Raw genomic sequence first — 19,788 nt, forward strand, 5'->3', positions numbered from 1 at the left:
ACACATGGGTTTCCGTTGCGGAATCGTGGGCCTGCCCAATGTCGGCAAGTCGACCTTGTTCAATGCGCTCACCGAAACGCAGGCAGCGCAGGCGGCCAACTATCCTTTCTGCACGATCGAGCCCAACGTCGGTCAGGTCGGCGTGCCCGATCCGCGCCTCGACAAGCTGGCCGAGATCGCCGGTTCGGCCAAGATCATCCCGACGCAGCTGTCCTTCGTGGACATCGCCGGTCTCGTGCGCGGCGCCTCGAAGGGTGAAGGGCTAGGCAACCAGTTCCTCGGCAACATCCGCGAGGTGGACGCGATCGTCCATGTCCTGCGCTGTTTCGAGAACGACGACATCCAGCACGTCGACGAGCGGGTCGATCCGATCGCCGATGCCGAGACGGTCGAGACCGAGCTGCTGCTTTCCGACCTCGAAAGCCTGGAAAAGCGCGTTCCCGCCGCCCAGAAGAAGGCCGCGCAGGGCGACAAGGAGTCGAAGATCATCGCCTCGGTCCTCGGCCAGACGCTGGAACTGCTGCGCGACGGCAAGCCCGCCCGCCTGACCCAGCCCAAGGACGACGACGAAGCCCGCGTCTTCGCGCAGGCCCAGCTGCTCACCGCCAAGCCGGTGCTCTACGTCTGCAACGTCGAGGAAGAATCCGCCGCCGAAGGCAATGAATTCTCGGCCCGTGTGTTCGAAAAGGCCAAAGCCGAAGGCGCCACTGCCGTCATCGTCTCCGCCGCAATCGAGGCCGATCTGGTCGGCATGGACAACGAGGAGCGCATGGTCTTCCTCGAAGAGATGGGCCTCCACGAAACCGGCCTCGCCCGCATCATCCGCGCCGGTTACGACCTGCTCGGCCTGCTGACCTTCTTCACCGTCGGCCCCAAGGAAGCCCGCGCCTGGACCGTGCACAAGGGCGCCAAGGCCCCCGACGCGGCAGGCGAGATCCACTCGGACATGCAGCGCGGCTTCATCCGCGCCGAGACCATCGCCTATGACGACTATGTCGCGCTGAACGGCGAATCCGGCGCCAAGGAAGCCGGCAAGCTGCGTCAGGAAGGCAAGGAATACGTGGTGCACGACGGCGACGTCATGCACTTCAAGTTCAACGTCTAATCCTGTTCAGGCGGCGCCGGTTTTCGAACCTGCGCCGCCACATAAAGCCGTTTCCTCGAAAGATTCGAGGATAGGGCATGGCCCCTCGTCAGACCCCGCGCATTCCTGCGCAAGCCGCCGCAGCGGTTGGCGCGCCGCTTCCAACCCGGCAATTTCGACGTCCAGCGCCGCCAGTCGCACTTGCGCCATTTCCCGCGCCCTTGGCCGGTCTCCGGTGTGATCGAGGCTGATGAGTTCCGCGATCTCATCCAGAATGAAGCCCGCCGCCTTGGCCGAGCGGATGAAGCGCAGCCGTCGCACGTCCTCCTCGCCGTAATGCCGCTGGCCTTTCGCCCCGCCGGTCGCTGTGGGACGCGGATCGAACAGCAATCCCTTGCGCTGGTAGAACCGCACCGTCTCCACGCCGACACCGCTCGAACGCGCCAGCTCCGAAATCGTCAGGGCCATGCTTGACTCCGTACCATGGTACGGAAGCTATAAGCCGAGTCATGATACAGACGCCAGCCCGTACCGCCGTCCTCCATCGCATGGTCATGGAGAGGCATTCCTGCCCTTGGGGGATCAAGTCCAAGTATCTACTGGAAAAGCTGGGATACGAGGTCGAGGATCACTGGCTGACCACCCGCGACCAGGTCGATGCCTTCAAGGCTGAGCAAGGCGTGGCGACGACGCCCCAAACCTTCATCGAGGGCAAGCGGATCGGCGGCTACACGGACTTGCAGGCGCATTTCGGCCTTAAGGTTCACGATCCGAAAGCGAAGACCTATCGCCCCGTCCTCGCGGTCTTCGCGACCGGCCTCGGCCTTGCACTAGCGGCCAGCTGGGCCGCGTTCGGCACGCCTTTCACTTTGCGCAGCGCAGAATGGTTCGTCTCGATCACGATGATGCTGCTGGCCATGCTCAAGTTGCAGGACGTCGAACAGTTCTCGACGATGTTCCTCGGCTACGACCTCCTCGCCAAGCGCTTCGTGCCTTATGCCTATGCCTATCCGGTGTTGGAATGGACGGCGGGCGCGTTGATGACGGCTCATGCCCTGCCCTGGCTCTCGATCCCTATCGGCCTTGCGATCGGCGGCATCGGCGCGGTCTCGGTGTTCTACGCGGTCTATATCCAGAAGCGCGAACTCAAGTGCGCCTGCGTCGGCGGCTCGGGCGCAGTGCCACTGGGCTTCGTCTCGCTCACCGAGAACCTGTTCATGGTCGCGATGGCGCTCTGGATGCTGGCAAGAATGATATAACAGGACATCGACCTGTCATGATCGCAGGTCTAGGGGGGTGGCGATATGAAGAGACTCGCCCCCCTGTTCGGCGCGCTTGCCCTGCTCGCCTCTCCCGCACTTGCCAAATCCACTTCGAAGCCTTCCGACGATCGCCGCGATCCGGTGGTGATTCTCGTTTCGATCGACGGCTTCCGCGCCGACTATCTCGATCGCGGGATCACCCCCAACCTCTCGGCCATTGCCGCCAGCGGCATCAGCGCGGCAATGCGGCCTTCGTTCCCCAGCAAGACTTTCCCCAACCACTGGGCGCTGGTGACCGGCAAGGTCCCCGACCGCAACGGCGTGATCGCCAACGCATTCGAGGACCCCGCCCATCCCGGCGAAAAGTTCACGATGTCGAGCGACGAGCCCTATTGGTGGGGCGAGGCCGAGCCGATCTGGGTCACGGCCGAAAAGGCGGGAATCCGCACGGCGACGATGTTCTGGCCCGGCTCCAACGTCGCCTGGGGCGGTACGCTGGTGAAGGAGCCGTGGAAGACCGTGACCGGCGGCATTCGCCCGCGAGACTGGCAGCAGTTCAACGGCGCGGTATCCCCCATGCAGCGGGTCGATGCCGTGCTCGACTGGCTGCGCCGCCCCGTATCGAACCGGCCGAAGCTGGTGACCCTCTACTTCGATCAGGTCGATACGGCAGGCCATCACTACGGCCCGGACGACGCCCATACCAATGCCGCGATCACCGACGTGGACGGCGATATCGGCAAACTGGTAGCAGGGCTGCGCGAACTGGGCCAACCTGCCAATCTCATCGTGGTCGCCGATCACGGCATGGCGGCGATTTCCAGCGAGCGTGTCGTGGCGCTCGACACCGTGGCGGACCCTGCGCTCTACACGCTGGGCGACACCGGCCCCTTTGCAGCCCTGACACCGACCCAAGGCCATGACGACCAGCTTGCCGCCGCGCTCGTCAAGCCGCACGATCACATGCAGTGCTGGCGCAAGCAGGACATTCCCGCCCGCCTGCACTACGGCAGCAATCCGCGCATCGCCCCGTTCTTTTGCCTGGCCGAGACGGGCTGGCAGATCACCGCGAGCAGGTCGGGGAAAATCTCGACCGGCGGCACCCATGGCTACGACAATGCCGCTCCGGAAATGGCAGCGCTTTTCGTCGCCGCCGGTCCGGCCTTCGCTCCGCGCGGCAAGCTTGCATCTTTCGACAATGTCGACATCGCCTCGCTCCTGCGCGATCTTCTGGACCTTCCGCAGGCGGCCGACGGGGATGGCAACGATTCACCTTTTCGCGGCGCGCTGACACAGCCGCGCAGGAGGTGAGCCTCTTTCTCAGGAACGGCAGGTAACCTCGCCCTCCGACATGAAAGCCACCCGCTCCTGGGCATCGTGGAGCACGAGTTTCGCAGGCCAGTGCATCGTATCGGACCCGCCGGCCTTGTCCGGCAGGCTCACCATATCGACCCAGCTCGCCAGACCGACATAAGTGGAGCGCGCATTGCCGGGCAACTGCGCGCTTTCCTTCTTGGCGGCATAGCGCTTGAGATCGCCGCCGATCCGCATGAAACCCTCGTCGGCATTGGCGATGAAGATCGGGTCCTTCTCGCCCGGCGTGCGGAACGCACAGCCGGGCTTGTCGAGGCCGTAACGGGCTACGTCGATCTCGGTGATGCCGCGGGGAATGATCGGCTTGAACGGCTCTTTGCTCATCCGCTCGACCATGGCCACGTCCTGCGCGTCTTCCGCCGCCTCCCTGCCCGGATCCTCCCGGCCGCAAGCTGACAGCAGGACCAAAGGAACCAGAGCAAGGATCGGTTTTCGCATCATTTTCGCCCGAACAGTTTCTCGATATCGTGGTGCGCGAGTTTAACCCACGTCGGGCGCCCATGGTTGCATTGGCCGGAACGCGGGGTGCGCTCCATTTCGCGCAGCAGCGCATTCATCTCCGTGACCGAAAGCGAGCGACCGGCCCGGACCGAGCCATGGCAGGCCATCGTCGCCAGCACGAGTTCGAGTTTCTCGCCCAGCAACAGGGCATCACCGTTGCGCGCCAGATCGTCGGCTATATCGCGAACCAGAGCATGGACATCCGACTTGCCGAGCACCGAGGGCACTGCGCGAACCAGCATCGCGCCAGGCCCGAAACGCTCCAGCACCAGCCCGAACTGCGCAAGGTCAGTCGTCTTGTCCTCCAGCGCATCGCAGGCAGCTTCCTCCAGTTCGACGACCTCGGGCAGCAGCAGCGCCTGGGAGCGGGCCATCGCGTCTTCCGCCCCGACAGCCTTGAGACGCTCCAGCACGAGCCGCTCATGCGCCGCGTGCTGGTCGACGATCACCAGACCATCCTCCGCCTCGGCGACGATGTAAGTCCCCGCGACCTGCCCCCGCGCGACGCCCAGCGGATATTGCAGCGCTTCCTCCGGCTCGTCGGGCGCCGGTTCGGCCCGGCCCGAGGGCTGGGCCATCACCTCTTCCTCGTAGGAGCGCCAGGCGGCCCCCGCTTCCGAGACGCGGTTCGGCGCGGGCCGATAATCGGTGCGTGAGGACTGAGAGGAATATTCGCGCGCGAACAGCGAGCCGAGCGCAGGTGCCGGGGCGGGTGCAACCGGCTCGACCTGCCACATGTTCATCGCGGCGGCGGCGGCAGGCTGGGCGCTCCGCTGCCCCGAAGATTCGAGCGCATGGCGCAAGGCCCCGACGAGGAAGCCGCGAATGAAGGTGGGATCGCGGAAGCGCACTTCGGTCTTCGCGGGATGGACGTTGACATCCACTTCCTCCGGCGGAATTTCGAGGAACAGTGCCAGCACCGCATGGCGATCGCGCGCGAGCATGTCCGAATAGGCGCCGCGCACAGCGCCGACGAGCAGACGGTCCTTCACCGGACGCCCGTTGACGAAGAGATACTGGTGATCCGCGACGCCGCGATTGTAGGTCGGCAGTCCCGCCACGCCGGTGAGGCGCGCGGTTCCCCTCTCCGCGTCGATCAGCACGCCGTCTTCGGCCAGTTCGCGCGCCACGAGCCGCGCCACGCGCGACGCCAGTTCCTCGCGCGGCTGCACGGCGATCACCCGACGCCCGTCGTGCTCCATCGTGAAGCCGATATCGGGCCGCGCCATCGCGAGACGGCGCACGACATCCTGACAGGCCGCATATTCCGAGCGCGCCGAGCGCAGGAACTTCCGCCGCGCGGGAACTTTCCCGAAAAGGTCCTCGACCCGGATCCGCGTGCCCGGCGGCAGCGCGGCCGGGCTGTCCACCGCAACCACGCCGTGATCGACGACGCGCTTCCAGCCTTCTTCCGAATCGTGGGGACGGCTCTCGATAGTAAGCCGCGCAACCGACCCGATCGACGGCAGCGCCTCACCGCGAAAGCCGAGTGTAGCAACCAGTTCGATATGTTCGTCCGGCAGCTTCGAAGTCGCATGGCGCTCCAGCGCCAGGGCGATCTGGTCCGGCACCATGCCACAACCGTCGTCGGTCACTTCGATCAGGTCGAGACCGCCCGAGGCGAGGCGCACGGTGATCTGGGTCGATCCGGCATCGATAGCATTCTCCACCAGTTCCTTCAGCGCGGAGGCGGGGCGCTCCACTACTTCGCCCGCCGCGATGCGGTTGACGAGATGTTCGGGAAGACGGCGGATAATCGGCATTACTGGTCTTTCGCTAGTCGCGGTGATCGGCGTCCATGACACCGCGATCTCGAAGTGTTCCAAACACTAGCGGTGAACCGCATGGAATTCGAGACGGGCTTCCAACGATTCCCCCATGAAAAAGACACAAATTTTTGGCGTTTCGCGAATCGATGGGCTAAGGGGTCCCCTTCCATGCCAACCTGCCAGTCGCCCCATGGGGATTCCCTGTGGCGAGCGCCCGGAAAGACAACGGATTACTGATGGCCTCGCTCGTCTCGCGATTCTTCAAACTCGGCTCACAGAACATGGCGATCGACCTTGGGACCGCCAATACGCTCGTTTACGTTCAGGACCGCGGAATCGTGCTGAACGAGCCTTCGGTCGTTGCCATCGAGACGCTGAACGGCGTCAAGAAGGTCAAGGCCGTGGGCGACGACGCCAAGATGATGATGGGCAAGACGCCCGACAACATCGAAGCCATCCGCCCGCTGCGTGACGGCGTGATCGCCGACATCGAGATCGCGGAAGAGATGATCAAGCACTTCATCCGCAAGGTGCACGGCAAGAAGAACCTGTTCCGCTATCCGGAAATCGTGATCTGCGTGCCTTCGGGCTCGACTTCGGTCGAACGCCGCGCGATCCGCGACGCCGCCTCGAACGCCGGCGCCAGCCAGGTCTACCTGATCCTCGAACCGATGGCCGCGGCGATCGGCGCCGACATGCCCGTCACCGAGCCGGTCGGCTCGATGGTGGTCGACATCGGCGGCGGCACCACCGAAGTCGCGGTGCTTTCGCTGCGCGGCCTCGCCTACACCACCTCGGTCCGCGTCGGCGGTGACAAGATGGACGAATCGATCGTCTCCTACGTCCGCCGCCACCACAACCTGCTGATCGGGGATGCCACCGCCGAGCGCATCAAGAAGGACTACGGCATCGCCGTCATGCCGGCCGACGGCATCGGCGAAACGATCCACATCAAGGGCCGCGACCTCGTCAACGGCGTGCCGAAGGAGATCACGATCTCGCAGGCCAACGTCGCCGAAGCGCTGGCCGAGCCGATCGGCGCCATCGTCGAAGGCGTGCGCATCGCGCTCGAGAACACCGCACCGGAACTCGCCGCCGACATCGTCGACCAGGGCATCGTCCTCACCGGCGGCGGCGCACTGATCCAGGGCCTCGACGACTATCTGCGCGAGGAAACCGGCCTGCCGGTCAGCGTCGCCGAAGACCCGCTGTCCTGCGTCGCGCTCGGCACAGGCCGCGCGATGGAAGATCCCGTCTATCGCGGCGTGCTGATGTCCGCCTGATTTCGCGCGGAGCGGCCGGTGCTCCGGAAGCCCGGCCGCTCCCCCTTTCCCGGCACCCTTATTGCCGGTCGTTTGACGTTAGAGCGGCAGTCCGACCAGAAGGCCGCCACTACGAAGGAGTGCATGGCGCATGGCACCGCCAGCAAACAGGCGCTCCAGCTATTCGCGCCGGGCGCAGTACACCACGTTCCTCAGTTATGCCGCAGGCGTGCTTGGCGCCGCGGTCGGACTGGCGCTCGTGGTGATCTCACTTGTAAACCCCGGATTTTTCTCCGCCCTTCGCGGACTGGCCGACGATGCGAGCGAACCGGCTGCGCAGATGTCCGCCAGCGGCCGCGATCTCGGACGCGATACCTGGGCCGAACTCACCGGATTCTTCCATTCGGGAGCAGAACACGCGCGGCTCAAGCGTGAGCTTGCCGAGGCGAAAGTGCGCCTTGCCGAAGCGAAAGCGACGTCGGCCGAAAACAAGCGCCTCAAGGACCTGATGGCGCTGTCCGAGCCGAACGGCGGCGCGGTCGCCTATGCCCGTCTGACTTCCTCGACCAGCGCCAGCACCCGCCGCTATGCGACGCTGGGCGCCGGAACCGACCGCAACGTCACCCCCGGCATGCCGGTCCGCTCGCAGTTGGGTCTCGTCGGGCGTGTGCTCGAAGTCGGCTCGTCCAGCGCGCGGGTCCTGTTGGTTACCGACAGCGAAAGCGTCGTGCCGGTCCGCCGCGCGACCGACGGCGTCCCCGCCTTCGCGCAGGGCAACGGCGACGGCACCCTGCGTATCCGCCTCATCAACCTCGGCATCAATCCGCTCCGCAAGGGCGACGTGCTGGTGACGTCCGGATCCGGCGGCCTCTACCGCCCCGGCACGCCGATGGCCGTCGTGACCGAGCTCATCCGCGACGGCGCCATTGCCCGCGTTCTCAGCAACCCTTCCGATACCGACTATGTAATGGTCGAAAAGAGCTGGGCGCCGCCACCACCGCCGCCGCCCGTCAACGACGGCACGGTCAAGAAACGCTGATGTTCCAGCGCAGCGCCTCCCGCTCCACCACCCGGCAGCGCATCAACCACGCGCCCTCGCGGTTCCTCGCCAGAGGCTTCCCCTGGCTGACGGTGATGCTCGGCTCGCTGGTGCCGGGCTGGTTCATGATCGCCTCGGCGCCGGTCATGCCGCCGCTGGGCTTCCTGATCTATCTCGGCTGGCGGCAGCTGCGTCCCGGCCTCTTGCCGATCTGGGCGGGCCTGCCGCTGGGCCTGTTCGACGACCTGTTCTCCGGCCAGCCCTTCGGCTGCGCGGTGCTGCTCTGGTCGCTCACCGCGATCGCGCTGGAAATCGTTGAAGTCCGCCTGCCCTGGCGAAACTTCGTGACGGAATGGCTCATGGCAATGGGTCTCATCGTCGCCTATATTGTCCTCTGCCTCGCACTCGCGAACCTCGCGGGTGCAGCATCCCCATTTCACGTCATCGTGCCGCAGGTCGTTATCTCCGTGCTTTCCTACCCGCTCGTCGGTCGAGTCGTTGCTCTATTCGATCGGATTCGCCTCGCGCCGATCGTACTGCTGCGATGAAGATCAATTTCAAACGGTTCTTTCCGCAGCGCCATGTCAGCGCGGGCACCCTTCGCAACAGCTTCGACCGACGCAGCCTCGTCGTCGGCTCGATCCAGGGCGGTATCGGCGTCCTGCTCGCCGCGCGGCTCGGCTATCTCTCGATCGCCCAGAACGCCAAGTACGAGCTTCAGGCGGAGAGCAACCGCGTCAACCTCTCGCTGATCCCGCCGCGCCGCGGCTGGATCATGGACCGCAACGGCACCCCGCTCGCCTCGAACCGCGCGGATTTCCGCGTCGATCTCATCCCCGAGCGCGTTCAGGACGTGCCGCATACGATCCAGACGCTGGGCAAGCTGCTCAGCCTCTCGCCGATCGCGATGCAGGACCTGGAAGACAAGCTGGAGCGCGCCCGCCGTTTCGCGCCGGTGGAAGTCGCCAGCGGTCTCGACTGGGACACCTTCGCCGCCGTCAGCGTGCGCCTGCCGGACCTGCCGGGCGTCGTCACCCAGCGCGGTTTTTCGCGGTTCTATCCGCTGGGGCCTTCGGTGGGCCACCTGATCGGCTATGTCGGTCCGGCCTCGGCGGAAGAATACGAGAAGGACCGCGATCCGGTGCTCATCACGCCGGGCTACAAGGTCGGCAAGGACGCGCTCGAAAAGTTCTACGAAAAGGACCTGCGCGGCAAGCCCGGCGCCCGCCGCGTCGAAGTGACCGCGTCGGGCCGAATCGTCCGCGATCTCGACACCCGCGAGGACGTGCCCGGCAAGACCCTGAAGCTGACCATCGACGCCGGCATCCAGGAATATGCCGCGCGGCGCATCGGCCCCGAATCGGCGGCGGTCGTGGTGATGGACTGCCAGACTGGCGACATCCTGGCGATGTGCTCGATGCCCAGCTTCGACCCCAACAGCTTTTCAGACGGCATCGGCCGCCTCGAATGGAAGATGCTGTCGGACGACGACCATGTGCCGCTGCGCAACAAGGTGCTGCGCGGGCTCTATCCGCCGGGATCGACGGTCAAGCCGATGGTGGCGCTGTCCTTCATGGAAGCCGGGCTGGACCCGAACGAATCGGTGTTCTGCGGCGGCGGCCTGCGGGTCGGCAACCGCGTGTTCCACTGCTGGAACCGGCGTGGTCACGGTTCGGTCAACATGGCCAAGGGCATCTACCAGAGCTGCGACGTCTATTTCTACCACTTCGCCCAGCGCATCGGCATGGACCCGATCGCGGCGATGGCGAGTCGCCTCGGCCTCGGCCACGACTTCCCCCTGCCGGTTTCCGGCCAGTCCTACGGCACTGTGCCCAATCCGGCCTGGAAGCTGAAGAAATACGGCAAGGAATGGCAGACCTTCGACACCGTCAACGCGACGATCGGTCAAGGCTACTTCCTGGTGAACCCGTTGCAGCAGGCGGTTCAGGCCTCGCGCATCGCCAGCGGCCGGATCATCATGCCGCGCCTCGTCCATGGCCACGAACAGGAGACCGCACCCTCGCTGGGCATTCCCGCTGACCATCTCGCCTATATTCATCAGGCGATGTCGGACGTGGCTAACGGGCCGGGTTCGGCACGCCATGCGGCGCTGCCCTTCCCGGACATCAAGCTTGCTGGGAAGACTGGTACGGCCCAAGTGGTCGGCCTGAATGTCGGTAATGGCAAAGGAGGCCTGTGGAAGCATCGCGACCATGGCCACTTCATCTGCTTCGCGCCCGTCGAAAACCCGCGCTATGCGGTCTCGGTCGTCTGTGAGCATGGCGGCGGCTCTCCATCGGCCTATCCGATCGCCCGCGATGTGCTGACCTACGTCTTCGACAAGCAGAAGGGCATGGATATCCTGACCGAGCTTGAGCAGAAGTGGGGCGGCACTCCCAAGGAGCGGCTCGACGCCCGTTATCGCACCTATTCGGCGCAGTACGGCGTCGGTGCCCCGGCGGTTTCCGCGGAAGAGGAAAACCGCAAGATTCAGGGTGCGGATGCCGCTCCGGACCCGGCGCAGCCCATCGTCCGCGAGGCCGCCTCGCCCGCGCCCGAACCCGATGCCGCCGAGCGCCAGCCCTCGGCATTGCAAACGCCAGGCCCCACGGCGACGCCCGCCGCGCCAACTCCCAGTACCGGAGGCAATCCGCAATGATGGGCCGTTCGATCGTTCCCGAGGCCATCGCCCGCCAGCCCTGGCACATGCTGGTGCCGCTGACCGGTCTCGTCTCGCTCGGCGCCGCGGTGCTCTATTCGGCGGCGGGCGGAAGCCTCCAGCCTTATGCGCTCAGCCATGTCGTGCGCTTCTTCATCTTCCTGGTCATGGCGATCGTCATCTCCCGGATCAGCCGCGATTTCTTCCGCATGGCCGCCTATCCCGTCTACGGCGCGATCGTCGTGCTGCTGGTGCTGGTGGAAGCGATCGGCGCGGTCGGCGGCGGCAGCCAGCGCTGGCTCAACCTCGGCTTCATGACTCTTCAGCCATCCGAACTGATGAAACCCGCGATCGTGCTCGTGCTGGCGCGATTCTACGAGACCCTGCCCCATGCCATGACCGCCAGCTGGCGCGGACTGGTGCCTGCAGGCGTGCTGATCGGAATTCCCGCGCTGTTCGTCATGATCCAGCCCGACCTCGGAACCGCACTGGCGATCTGCTTCGGCGGCGTCGTGACGATGTTCCTGGCGGGCCTGCCGCTCTCCTGGTTCATCGGCGCAGGCTTGACCGCCGCGATCGCCGCACCGATCGCCTTCTTCACCCTGCTCCACGACTACCAGCGCAACCGCGTGCTGGTTTTCCTCGATCCGGAAAGCGATCCGCTCGGCACCGGCTATCACATCACCCAGTCCAAGATCGCGATCGGCTCGGGCGGTTTCCTCGGCAAAGGCTTCGGCAACGGTTCGCAGAGCCACCTGCAATACTTGCCTGAATCGCATACCGACTTCGTCTTCGCGACGATGGCGGAGGAATGGGGCATGCTCGGCGGTCTCTTCGTGCTCTGCGTCTTCACCATCGTGCTGTCGTGGGGCCTCAGGGTCGCCCGCAAGGCCCCGGACCGCTTCTCCAGCCTGCTGGCCGCAGGCATGGCGGCGACGGTGTTCTTCTATGTCGCGATCAACCTGATGATGGTCATGGGCCTTGCGCCTGTCGTCGGCATCCCCTTGCCCTTCATGAGCCACGGCGGCACCTCGATGCTGACCAACATGATCTGCCTGGGCACCCTCATGGCCGTAAACCGTTGGAATCGCCGTCCCGGATCGCTCGCTTAATTTTTTTGAAATTTCCTCTTCCCATCCTGAAATCAGCCGTTATAGGGGCCTCTCCGCCGCCGGGGAGGTCCACCAAGACTTCCGCAAAACGGCAGCCCAGGTCAGGGCAGTGTGGACGCATAGCTCAGTTGGTAGAGCAGCTGACTCTTAATCAGCGGGTCCTTGGTTCGAGCCCAAGTGCGTCCACCATTCCTGTCCTTACGCGGAAACGCGTGGACGCATAGCTCAGTTGGTAGAGCAGCTGACTCTTAATCAGCGGGTCCTTGGTTCGAGCCCAAGTGCGTCCACCATTTCCGTACCTTACGCGGCAACGCGTGTGGACGCATAGCTCAGTTGGTAGAGCAGCTGACTCTTAATCAGCGGGTCCTTGGTTCGAGCCCAAGTGCGTCCACCACCGCCTCTCCTCACATTCGCTTCCGACCGACATTGAGCGTCCCATTGCTCTGTCTGTTCTCGCCCGATCAGATTTCGGCTGCCGAGAGGTTCCGCCGCATGACGGGAATGCCGTAGCGCTCCGCCAGATCCTCGATCACCGCTTTCGGCAGGGCTTTGAGAAAGGCCATGCCGACCCGCCCGTCGCGTATCCAGCGCACTTCCGCCTCCACGGCCTTGAGGTTCGCCATGCGCAGCGCGATGCGCTGGCCGGAGGCAAAATCCTCGCTGCCACCGACCACGCAGCATCCGCCTTCCGATATGTCCGCGAGTTCGACGCCGAAGACGTGCCAGCTCGACTTGCGACAGCGCGCTTCCAGCAGGACGGCATGGCGCGATGTCAGCCTGCCGCAATCGTCCCGTACCTGCATTCCAGCCCCTACTCGCTACCATCGTTCATCAACGAGACGCGACCTCTAGCAACGATAGGTAAACCGCAGGTTGCGCCTTAGTCCTTCGAGGTGTCTTGCGCAGGCGGTGTGCCTGTGCCTGCGATCTGGGCATCGATATCGCGGGCACGCTTGGCGATCTTCTCGTTCGCCGCGTCGTAGCGCTCCTCGAAGCTCGGCTCCTTGTGGCACCCGGAGAGCGCCACAAGACCCGCGAGCAGGATGAGTACCCTGCCCATCAGTAGTCCTTCTTGATGCGGATATTGAGGCTGTTGACGCCCGAACCGCCTGCCTGGCTCAGCACCGAAAGCCACTTGGTCACGCTCACTTCGAGCTGCGTTGCGGTGAAGCCGCGCGCGTCGGTGATCAGTTCCACGTAGATATCGTCGGTCAGGTACTGGCCGGCCGCCAGCGCCGTGCCGCGGCCGCTCGCCTCGTCGGGGCTGAGGATGCGCAGACGATCGATCCCCGCCGCCGAACGCAGCTTGCCCAGCGGATTGACCCCGCCGCCCGTGGCCCGCAGCGAATTGAGCGACGTGGCCAGTTGCACCGCCTGGATCGCCGAGAGATTCTCGATCGAACTGCCGAACAGGATGCGAGACAATATTTCGTCCTGCGGCAGACTGGGATTGGAGCTGAACTCGATCTGCGGATTGTAGGCGCGACCGCTCACGGTAACGGTCACGGCCACATCGTTGATCGTCTCGGTAGCAGTGATCGCCACCGTCGGGTCGATGGTCTGGCCGCCGTTGAACGAAATCAGGCCATCGGTCAGTTCGAACTGCTTGCCCGCAAATCCGAGCGTACCGCGCACCAGCTTCACTTCACCGGCCATGCTCGGCGCCGAACTGGTGCCGCTCAGGCGGAAGTCGGCGCTCCATTCGGATTCGAGTCCCATACCGGAAACGTAAAGCTTTTCCGGAGCCTTCAGGTGCAAGTCGAGCCGGACCGACGAGAAGGCGCTGGTGATCTGCGGTGCCGGTTCGTCGCCCGTCACGCGCATCGGGCCGGAGCGCTGCTTGAAGCGCACGCCGGTAAGGTGCGGCACGTCCACGGCGCCTTGGCGGACGATCTCGTAGCGGGTTTCCGGCAGGCGCAGGTCACCCGAGAGCAGCGGGGTCTCACCGGCGCGCTTGGTCAGGTTGAGCGTGCCGGTGGCGCTTGCCGAAAGCGAATCGCTGCGCGCCAGCCGTGCCTTGTCGAGCTTGACGTTGAGGTCCATCGGATAGCCCGCGTCGGCAGCAAGGCTCAGGCGTCCATTCGCGCTGACCGTGCCGCTGCCCGCATTGGCATTGAGCGAGGTCAGTTCGAAGGAGTTGCCGCTGAACTTGCCTTCCAGCGTCATGTTGGTCAGCCGGGTGCCGTAGGCCTGGTACTCGTATGTCAGGTCCTTGCCCTTTACGAGACCGGTGATGCACGGGTCGGAAACGCGGCAGGAGAAGTCCGCTGCCAGACCGATCGATCCGGTCAGCGTCTGGCCGGGCTGGCCCGCGAAGGAGAATAGCGTATCGGCCGGGCCGTTGTAGCGGATGCCGCCGCCCAGCGGTGCCTGAAGCAGGCGCGTGGTCCACGCGCCCTCACCCGGAGGCAGCGGGCTGAGCGTGGCGGCCAGGCGACCGATCACGCTGCCCTGCTTGCGGAATACCGCGTGGGCCTCGCCGCCGTCGGGATGGAGCTTGCCGACGAAGTTGATGTCGACCGGCTGGCTCACCGTGCTGGAACTGGTGCGGGTAAAGTTCACCAGGCTCATGCGGGCATCGGCGCGCGGGAAGGCGGCGGCGCTTTCCTGCTCGAAGTCGAGGCTGCCGCTGGCCTTGCCGCCGAGGCCGTAGCCGGGAACGAAGGCATTCACGAGCGCAACGTCGATGTTCTCCAGCCGGCTCTGGAACTTCATCCCGGCGCCGTACTGGCCAGAGACTTTCGCCGTGCCCGAGCCGAAAGCGATGGTGGTCGGCAGCAGTTCGTAGCCGCCATCCTTGGGCACGATCCGCGCCGGAGACTCGGTCTTGAGACCCAGCCCGCGCACGCGCCCTTGCAAGGCGACGCGCCAGAGTTCGGGGGTGAGATCGGCGTTGAGACCGACGCGGAACGGCACGCCGCTCACGCCCTCGATCAGGCCCTTGGCCTTGCCGCGTCCGTCACGGTAGTCGACGATCACACGCGCGGCGGCGATGTCGAGAGCGCCGAACGAGGTTCCGGCCAGCTGGGCGTCAGCGACGACGCTGGGCTTGTCGTAGAGCACCGCGCGCCCGTCGATGATGGCCGAGCCGATCGTCAGCTTGGCGGCACCGGGGAACACGGCATCCTTGGCACGCAGGTTGAAGTCGACGGCCTGGTACTTGCCCTCGGCATCGAGCTTCAGGGCGCCGCCGATGCCATTGCCCTTGGCGGTGAGTTCACCGGCGAAAGGCCCGGCCTTGGTCTGAACCATGCGGCCCGCGAAATCGACGCCGGACAGGTTGGCGCTGTTGATGTCCACCGACATCTGCTGGCCCAATCCCAGCGAAACATCGGCCTTGAGCGGGCCATAGTCGGTGTCGCCGGTCATGTCGAAGCGATAGCCGCCGCGAGCGCCGGTGATTCGTGCGTCGAGATTGGCAAGGCCGATGCCGAAGCCCGGCCGCTCGGCGGTGACATGGGCATCGGGATTGGCGATCGTGCCGTCCACCCGTACCCCGATCGCGCCATAACGGTTCGAACTGCCGCGCGCGGCGAGGGAAATCCGGCCATTTGGAGACCAGCTCCCCTGCCCGCCCGTCACCTTCAGGTCCGGCGCGTTCAACTGCAGCGAGGAGAAGCGCACGACACCGTCCGGCCCGTAATGAACGCGCGAGGATGCCGCGAAATTGCCACCGAGGTAAGTCTGGAGGCTCTCATTCAACAGCTTCGTCGAACGCGCGCGCACGGTGCCATCAAGCGCAAAGCCGCTGCCCTCAGTCTTGAGGTCCATGTTCGTGCGGATGCTGAAGATGCCGACGCTGTCGAGCCGGTAGTTGTCGATCTTGCCGTCAATCGCGCCGGTGTAGAAGCCCTTGGCCAGATCGGCGACGAGGATCAGCCCGGCGTCGATACGGTCGGAGCGCAGGCGCATGTTGTCGGAAAGGACGCGGGTGCCGTCGATGGCGAGGTCGCCGTCGAGCCGGACATTGGCCAGCGAACCGCCCGCTATTGTGTCGAGCCCGGTGATGCGCTGCACGCGCGCGGAAACGGGGATCAGGATCTTGTCCGCATCTACCCGCGCGGCGCCTGTTGCGGTCAGGCGCTCCAGCCCCATGTCGTTCATCACCACGCGTGCGGCGTTGATGCGATAGGCGACCTTGGGCGTGGTGAACGCACCGTCCAGCGCGAGCGAAGCGGTCAGCCCGGCTCCGCTGAGCTTCGGCGCGATGGCGGCGGGCTTGAGCAGGGCGAAGTCGAGCTTGAGATCGTCGAAACTGTTGTTCGACAGGTCCACCACGCCGTTCGGCGTCAGGTTGAAGGCATCGCTCCAGATCCGGCCCGTCACTTTGGCGCGGCGCTGGTCGAGCGCGGCGGTCACGTCGAGGTTGGTGATCGGACCCAGCAGGTTCGCGGTTGGCCCGGTGACGAGCCGTGCCACTTGCGTCGGCCCCTTGATCGTGAAAGTGCCGTCGCGCGCGACGAGGTCCAGTTTGGCAAGCTCGCCGCCGCCGAGACCGGCATCGAGCTTGCCGTTCCAGGCCTTCCAGTCGCCCTTGCCGCCGAGCTTCACTGTAAGCGGCTGCTTGAGACCGCCCAGCGCGGCGATCACGCCGCCGGCCGGGGCATTGAGATCGAGGTCGATGGCGAGCCGGTTCTTCGCAGGCACCGCGTCGAGCAGGAGGTTGAAGCGGTCTCCGCCTTCCTTGCCTTCGATCGCGATCGTGCCGCCCTTGGCCGAAACCAGCGCGCGGCCGTCGGAGATATGGGCCTTGCCGTCGATCGTGACGATGCGGCGATTGCCGGAAACCGGCGGCTCGGAAATGAAGCGGTCGATCCGCAGCTCGCCGACGTCGACGTCGATATCGGGCAGCAGCGGCGCATCGCTGGGCGGGGTCGGCTTGAACTTGGGCACGCGCCGAAGGATCATGCGTTGCGCCGTAGCGCTGCGCACGTCGACATGGTTGCTGAGATAGGCGAAAGGCCGCCAGTCGACATGGATCTCCGGCGAGAACAGGAACTCGCCCCTGGGATCGCTGACCGACAGATTGCGCAAGGTCATGCGCCGGTAGAGCGATCCTTCGATGCGCCCGACCTTGATCCTCATGCCGTTCTCGAAACGCAGGCCCGCGATCTGCTCGGCCACGAAACGGTGCCCCGGTCCGGTGTCGATGCCGAAGATGACGGCGGCAGCCAGCACGACGACGCCCAGCACGAGACCGACGACCGTCTTGAGGATGCGGATCTGCACGCGGCGCCAGACCGTGGGCTTAGGCTTCACGCCATCGCTGGAAGTTTCAGGCTCGTCGGCCGGGATCATGGTGTCATCGTCCGACATCAGAAGGCCTGTCCGATCGAAACGTAGAGATTGAAGCGGGATTCGCCCGGCTGGCGATTGACCGGCGTTGCGATGTCGAGACGGACCGGGCCGAAATTGGTGTAGAAGCGGCCGCCGATGCCCACGCCGTAGCGCAAGTTGTTGAACTGCGGCATCGTCTCGCGATAGGCCTGCCCGGCATCGACGAATGCGACGACGCCGTAGTTGCCGAAGCGATAACGTGCCTCGACCGAGCCTTCGTTAAGGCTGCGTCCACCCACGGCCGTACCGTCGGGAGCCTGCTCGCCCAGCGCCTGATAGGCGTAGCCGCGCACCGAACCGCCGCCGCCCGCATAGAGGCGCCGCGACGGTGCAATGTCGAACAGACCCGCGCCCTGGATCGTCCCGAGCCGCACGCGCCCGGCCAGCACCAGGCCGTCGGTAACGGGGTAATAGGCCGAAGCGTCGACGCGCGCTCGCACGTAAGGATCGAAGCCCTTGCGAACCGTCGCTTCCGGCTGGATCAGCGTGGTCAGGCGGTAGCCCCTGGTGGGATCGAGCAGGCTGTCGGTCTGGTCGAAGCCGACCTGGCCATTCACGCCCGCCACGTAATAGAGCTTGCGGTCGCGATTACCGGTAGTGCGGTTGTAGTCGGTTTCCGCCGTTCCCAGCATCTCGACGCCGAAGGCATAGGTATACTTCTTTTGCCAGATCGGCGTGGAGTCGCGGGCGATACGGGCGGCGATGCGGCCGGTATAGGCGCTGTAGGCGTCGTAGTCGTTGTGGAACGCCTCGGCCACGAGTTCGAAAGTACGGTCACGCTTGCCCGCGTTGGAGCGGCGGAAGGTCACGCCAGCGCCCTGCTGGCGCGTACCGGCGATGGCTTTCGCGATCAGCGCGCCTTCCGGCGGGAACATGTTGCGATTGGTCCATGTCGCAGCCGCGGTAATGCCTTCGCCTGCGGCAAAACCCAGCGAACCGGCGATCGTGCGCGGCGGCCCGGCGTCCTGCTGGACGTGAAGCTCGACATATTCGGTGTCGTCCGGGGCTGCATCACCGGTCTTGCGCGGCTCGACGGTAACCGTAGAGAACAGGCTCGTGGCGACCAGCGCCTTGCGCAAGTCGTCCACCTTGCGGCTGTCGTAGAGTTCGCCGCGCTTGAAACGGGCGAGAACGCCGACATGCTCGGCATCGAAGGCGAGGTCGCCGGAAGTCGTGAAACCGCCGAAACGACCTCTCGTCCCCACGTCGACCGGCAGCGTATAGACGCCCTCGCCGGTATCCTGATCGAGCAGGATGTCGCGATCGCCCACTTTGGCGAAGGCATAGCCGTTCTCGGGCAGTGCCACCGCCACTTGCGCCTCGGCCCCCTGAACACGCTCGGCGACGATCGGCTCGCCGACCTTGAGCGCCAGGTTCTTCGCGATGAGGTCGGAAGGAACGGTGGGATCGGCCTTCACCACGATTTCCGAGAACTTGTAGCGCTGACCGGGGCTCACCCTGATGACGGCGACCAGCGGTGCGCCTTTGGTGCCGTCAGCAGTCCGCTCGACGCGGGTGGTCACGACCGGCGAATACCAGCCTTCGGAGGACAGCACCGTCTGCATCAGCGTGGCGTCTTCGTTCAGGCGGGCATTGACCATCGCCACGTTCGCCGCCTTGCCGTCTCCCTTCTTCAGCGCCGAATGAGAGCGGAACTCGCTGCGCAAGTCGGTGCCTGTCTCGTCGTCGGCGGATTCCAGCCCCTCGATCCGGGTCTCGTAGGCGACCTCGACGTCCTTGTTCTCTTCCTTCTTCTCGGCGAACTGGACCGGGGTCACCTCGAACTGGTCGATCGGCGGCAGCGGCGCGGTAAGTTCGGCGTCGCGCACCGGGGCATCGCCGATCGGGATATCGGCCGAAGCATTGGAAACATCACCTGTCGGCACGGGGCTCGTCAGAACAGGCGCTGCCACAGGCGCCGCCTTGGCATCCTTTGCTTTCTCAACGCCAGCCTGCTGGGCCGCTTCCTGCTCGCTCGCCATGCGGCGCTCGAATTCGTCGATCGATTCGAGCGGCTTGTCGAGTTCGGGATCGTCCTGCGGATCGAGCCGGGGAATGGACCTGTTGAACTCGTCGTCGGGAATGATCGGCTTCACTTCAGGCAGCACAACATCTGGCGGAGGAGCGGGTACGGCGAGCTTGCCCGCCTGCACTTGGTCGTCCTGCACCGGATCGCTCTGTTCGGGCGTTTCCTGCGCACTCTGGACAGCCCCTGAACCCTGGACAGGTGGCCGCGTGCTCGTCCCTTGCGCGAAGGCAGGGCTCGCCGACAGGGCAAGGAGCAGTGAAATCGTGGCCAGTCCCGCACCGTCGCGCAGCGAGAGGGAACAAGCCGGCTTCTGATTGATTAGCCAAGGCATGAGCAGCGCGATGTAACACCCCCTGTCGA

15 protein-coding genes and 3 tRNA genes are annotated in these 19,788 nt (G+C 65.2%); 11 read left to right on the top strand and 7 right to left on the bottom strand.

The window, feature by feature from the left end:
* Positions 1–4: 4 nt before the first annotated feature.
* Positions 5–1,105, top strand: a complete 1,101-nt coding sequence (ychF, locus tag AC4D6D_RS10105; protein WP_491325182.1) for a redox-regulated ATPase YchF — start codon at positions 5–7, stop codon at positions 1,103–1,105.
* A gap of 6 nt (positions 1,106–1,111) precedes the next feature.
* Here the strand turns inward: ychF and AC4D6D_RS10110 are convergent, their stop codons facing one another.
* Positions 1,112–1,552 carry a MerR family transcriptional regulator gene (locus AC4D6D_RS10110; RefSeq protein ID WP_491325183.1) on the bottom strand — a complete coding sequence of 147 codons (441 nt, stop codon included), beginning with the start codon at positions 1,550–1,552 and terminating at the stop codon, positions 1,112–1,114.
* Between the two features lie 41 nt (positions 1,553–1,593).
* Between AC4D6D_RS10110 and AC4D6D_RS10115 the strand changes: the two genes are divergently transcribed.
* Together AC4D6D_RS10115 and AC4D6D_RS10120 are read left to right on the top strand one after the other, a co-directional pair.
* Positions 1,594–2,343, top strand: a complete 750-nt coding sequence (locus tag AC4D6D_RS10115) for a MauE/DoxX family redox-associated membrane protein (RefSeq protein ID WP_491325184.1) — start codon at positions 1,594–1,596, stop codon at positions 2,341–2,343.
* 45 nt (positions 2,344–2,388) lie between these two features.
* Positions 2,389–3,657: an alkaline phosphatase family protein gene (locus AC4D6D_RS10120; RefSeq protein WP_491325185.1), complete on the top strand. Its 1,269-nt coding sequence runs from the start codon at positions 2,389–2,391 to the stop codon at positions 3,655–3,657.
* 9 nt (positions 3,658–3,666) lie between these two features.
* Here AC4D6D_RS10120 and AC4D6D_RS10125 read toward each other — a convergent pair whose 3' ends face one another.
* Positions 3,667–4,161, bottom strand: coding sequence for a hypothetical protein (locus tag AC4D6D_RS10125; protein ID WP_491325186.1), 495 nt, complete (start codon positions 4,159–4,161; stop codon positions 3,667–3,669).
* On the bottom strand, positions 4,158–5,984 hold the full coding sequence (gene mutL, locus AC4D6D_RS10130; RefSeq protein WP_491325187.1) for a DNA mismatch repair endonuclease MutL: 1,827 nt from the start codon (positions 5,982–5,984) through the stop codon (positions 4,158–4,160). The genes AC4D6D_RS10125 and mutL overlap by 4 nt, the downstream gene beginning before the upstream one ends.
* Positions 5,985–6,226: 242 nt before the next feature.
* On the opposite strand from mutL, the gene AC4D6D_RS10135 reads away from it, so the two are divergent.
* The 8 genes from AC4D6D_RS10135 (at position 6,227) to AC4D6D_RS10170 (ending at position 12,456) form a co-directional block, all read left to right on the top strand.
* Entirely contained in the window at positions 6,227–7,273 is a 1,047-nt protein-coding gene (locus tag AC4D6D_RS10135) for a rod shape-determining protein (RefSeq protein WP_031341471.1), read from the top strand.
* Between the two features lie 130 nt (positions 7,274–7,403).
* Positions 7,404–8,291 (top strand): rod shape-determining protein MreC, encoded by an 888-nt coding sequence (locus tag AC4D6D_RS10140; protein ID WP_491325188.1) that lies wholly within the window; start codon positions 7,404–7,406, stop codon positions 8,289–8,291.
* Complete coding sequence (locus AC4D6D_RS10145) at positions 8,291–8,839, top strand: rod shape-determining protein MreD (RefSeq protein ID WP_147215033.1); 549 nt, start codon at positions 8,291–8,293, stop codon at positions 8,837–8,839. Before AC4D6D_RS10140 ends, AC4D6D_RS10145 begins: the two co-directional genes overlap by 1 nt.
* A complete protein-coding gene (mrdA, locus tag AC4D6D_RS10150) occupies positions 8,836–10,950 on the top strand; it encodes a penicillin-binding protein 2 (protein WP_491325189.1) in 2,115 nt (704 codons plus the stop codon). The genes AC4D6D_RS10145 and mrdA overlap by 4 nt, the downstream gene beginning before the upstream one ends.
* Positions 10,950–12,062 carry a rod shape-determining protein RodA gene (gene rodA, locus AC4D6D_RS10155; RefSeq protein ID WP_491327233.1) on the top strand — a complete coding sequence of 371 codons (1,113 nt, stop codon included), beginning with the start codon at positions 10,950–10,952 and terminating at the stop codon, positions 12,060–12,062. The genes mrdA and rodA overlap by 1 nt, the downstream gene beginning before the upstream one ends.
* Before the next feature lie 113 nt (positions 12,063–12,175).
* Positions 12,176–12,251 (top strand) — tRNA-Lys (locus AC4D6D_RS10160).
* Between the two features lie 25 nt (positions 12,252–12,276).
* Positions 12,277–12,352: transfer RNA gene (locus AC4D6D_RS10165), tRNA-Lys, on the top strand.
* Between the two features lie 28 nt (positions 12,353–12,380).
* Positions 12,381–12,456, top strand: a tRNA-Lys gene (locus AC4D6D_RS10170).
* 67 nt (positions 12,457–12,523) lie between these two features.
* On the opposite strand, the gene AC4D6D_RS10175 is transcribed toward AC4D6D_RS10170, so the two are convergent.
* The 4 genes from AC4D6D_RS10175 to AC4D6D_RS10190 all read right to left on the bottom strand — a co-directional run bounded on the left by AC4D6D_RS10175 (position 12,524) and on the right by AC4D6D_RS10190 (position 19,759).
* The gene (locus AC4D6D_RS10175; protein WP_491325190.1) at positions 12,524–12,865 is read right to left on the bottom strand and encodes a PilZ domain-containing protein; all 342 of its coding nucleotides are present in this window, start codon (positions 12,863–12,865) and stop codon (positions 12,524–12,526) included.
* A 77-nt stretch (positions 12,866–12,942) separates the two neighbouring features.
* Positions 12,943–13,122 (bottom strand): hypothetical protein, encoded by a 180-nt coding sequence (locus AC4D6D_RS10180; RefSeq protein WP_491325191.1) that lies wholly within the window; start codon positions 13,120–13,122, stop codon positions 12,943–12,945.
* Positions 13,122–17,378, bottom strand: coding sequence for a translocation/assembly module TamB domain-containing protein (locus AC4D6D_RS10185; protein WP_491325192.1), 4,257 nt, complete (start codon positions 17,376–17,378; stop codon positions 13,122–13,124). Before AC4D6D_RS10185 ends, AC4D6D_RS10180 begins: the two co-directional genes overlap by 1 nt.
* Positions 17,378–19,759, bottom strand: coding sequence for an autotransporter assembly complex protein TamA (locus AC4D6D_RS10190; RefSeq protein ID WP_491325193.1), 2,382 nt, complete (start codon positions 19,757–19,759; stop codon positions 17,378–17,380). Before AC4D6D_RS10190 ends, AC4D6D_RS10185 begins: the two co-directional genes overlap by 1 nt.
* Positions 19,760–19,788: the final 29 nt, after the last annotated feature.

The sequence above is a fragment of the Novosphingobium sp. BF6 genome, assembly GCF_058273105.1.

Excerpts from the sequence above, each read along its gene's own strand:
- AC4D6D_RS10185 (WP_491325192.1), bottom strand. The coding sequence starts at position 17,378 with ATGTCGGACGATGACACCATGATCCCGGCCGACGAGCCTGAAACTTCC.
- AC4D6D_RS10140 (WP_491325188.1), top strand. The coding sequence starts at position 7,404 with ATGGCACCGCCAGCAAACAGGCGCTCCAGCTATTCGCGCCGGGCGCAG.
- mutL (WP_491325187.1), bottom strand. The coding sequence starts at position 5,984 with ATGCCGATTATCCGCCGTCTTCCCGAACATCTCGTCAACCGCATCGCG.
- AC4D6D_RS10175 (WP_491325190.1), bottom strand. The coding sequence starts at position 12,865 with ATGCAGGTACGGGACGATTGCGGCAGGCTGACATCGCGCCATGCCGTC.
- AC4D6D_RS10190 (WP_491325193.1), bottom strand. The coding sequence starts at position 19,759 with ATGCCTTGGCTAATCAATCAGAAGCCGGCTTGTTCCCTCTCGCTGCGC.
- AC4D6D_RS10120 (WP_491325185.1), top strand. The coding sequence starts at position 2,389 with ATGAAGAGACTCGCCCCCCTGTTCGGCGCGCTTGCCCTGCTCGCCTCT.
- AC4D6D_RS10145 (WP_147215033.1), top strand. The coding sequence starts at position 8,291 with ATGTTCCAGCGCAGCGCCTCCCGCTCCACCACCCGGCAGCGCATCAAC.
- AC4D6D_RS10180 (WP_491325191.1), bottom strand. The coding sequence starts at position 13,122 with ATGGGCAGGGTACTCATCCTGCTCGCGGGTCTTGTGGCGCTCTCCGGG.
- mrdA (WP_491325189.1), top strand. The coding sequence starts at position 8,836 with ATGAAGATCAATTTCAAACGGTTCTTTCCGCAGCGCCATGTCAGCGCG.
- AC4D6D_RS10125 (WP_491325186.1), bottom strand. The coding sequence starts at position 4,161 with ATGATGCGAAAACCGATCCTTGCTCTGGTTCCTTTGGTCCTGCTGTCA.
- ychF (WP_491325182.1), top strand. The coding sequence starts at position 5 with ATGGGTTTCCGTTGCGGAATCGTGGGCCTGCCCAATGTCGGCAAGTCG.
- AC4D6D_RS10135 (WP_031341471.1), top strand. The coding sequence starts at position 6,227 with ATGGCCTCGCTCGTCTCGCGATTCTTCAAACTCGGCTCACAGAACATG.
- AC4D6D_RS10110 (WP_491325183.1), bottom strand. The coding sequence starts at position 1,552 with ATGGCCCTGACGATTTCGGAGCTGGCGCGTTCGAGCGGTGTCGGCGTG.
- AC4D6D_RS10115 (WP_491325184.1), top strand. The coding sequence starts at position 1,594 with ATGATACAGACGCCAGCCCGTACCGCCGTCCTCCATCGCATGGTCATG.
- rodA (WP_491327233.1), top strand. The coding sequence starts at position 10,950 with ATGGGCCGTTCGATCGTTCCCGAGGCCATCGCCCGCCAGCCCTGGCAC.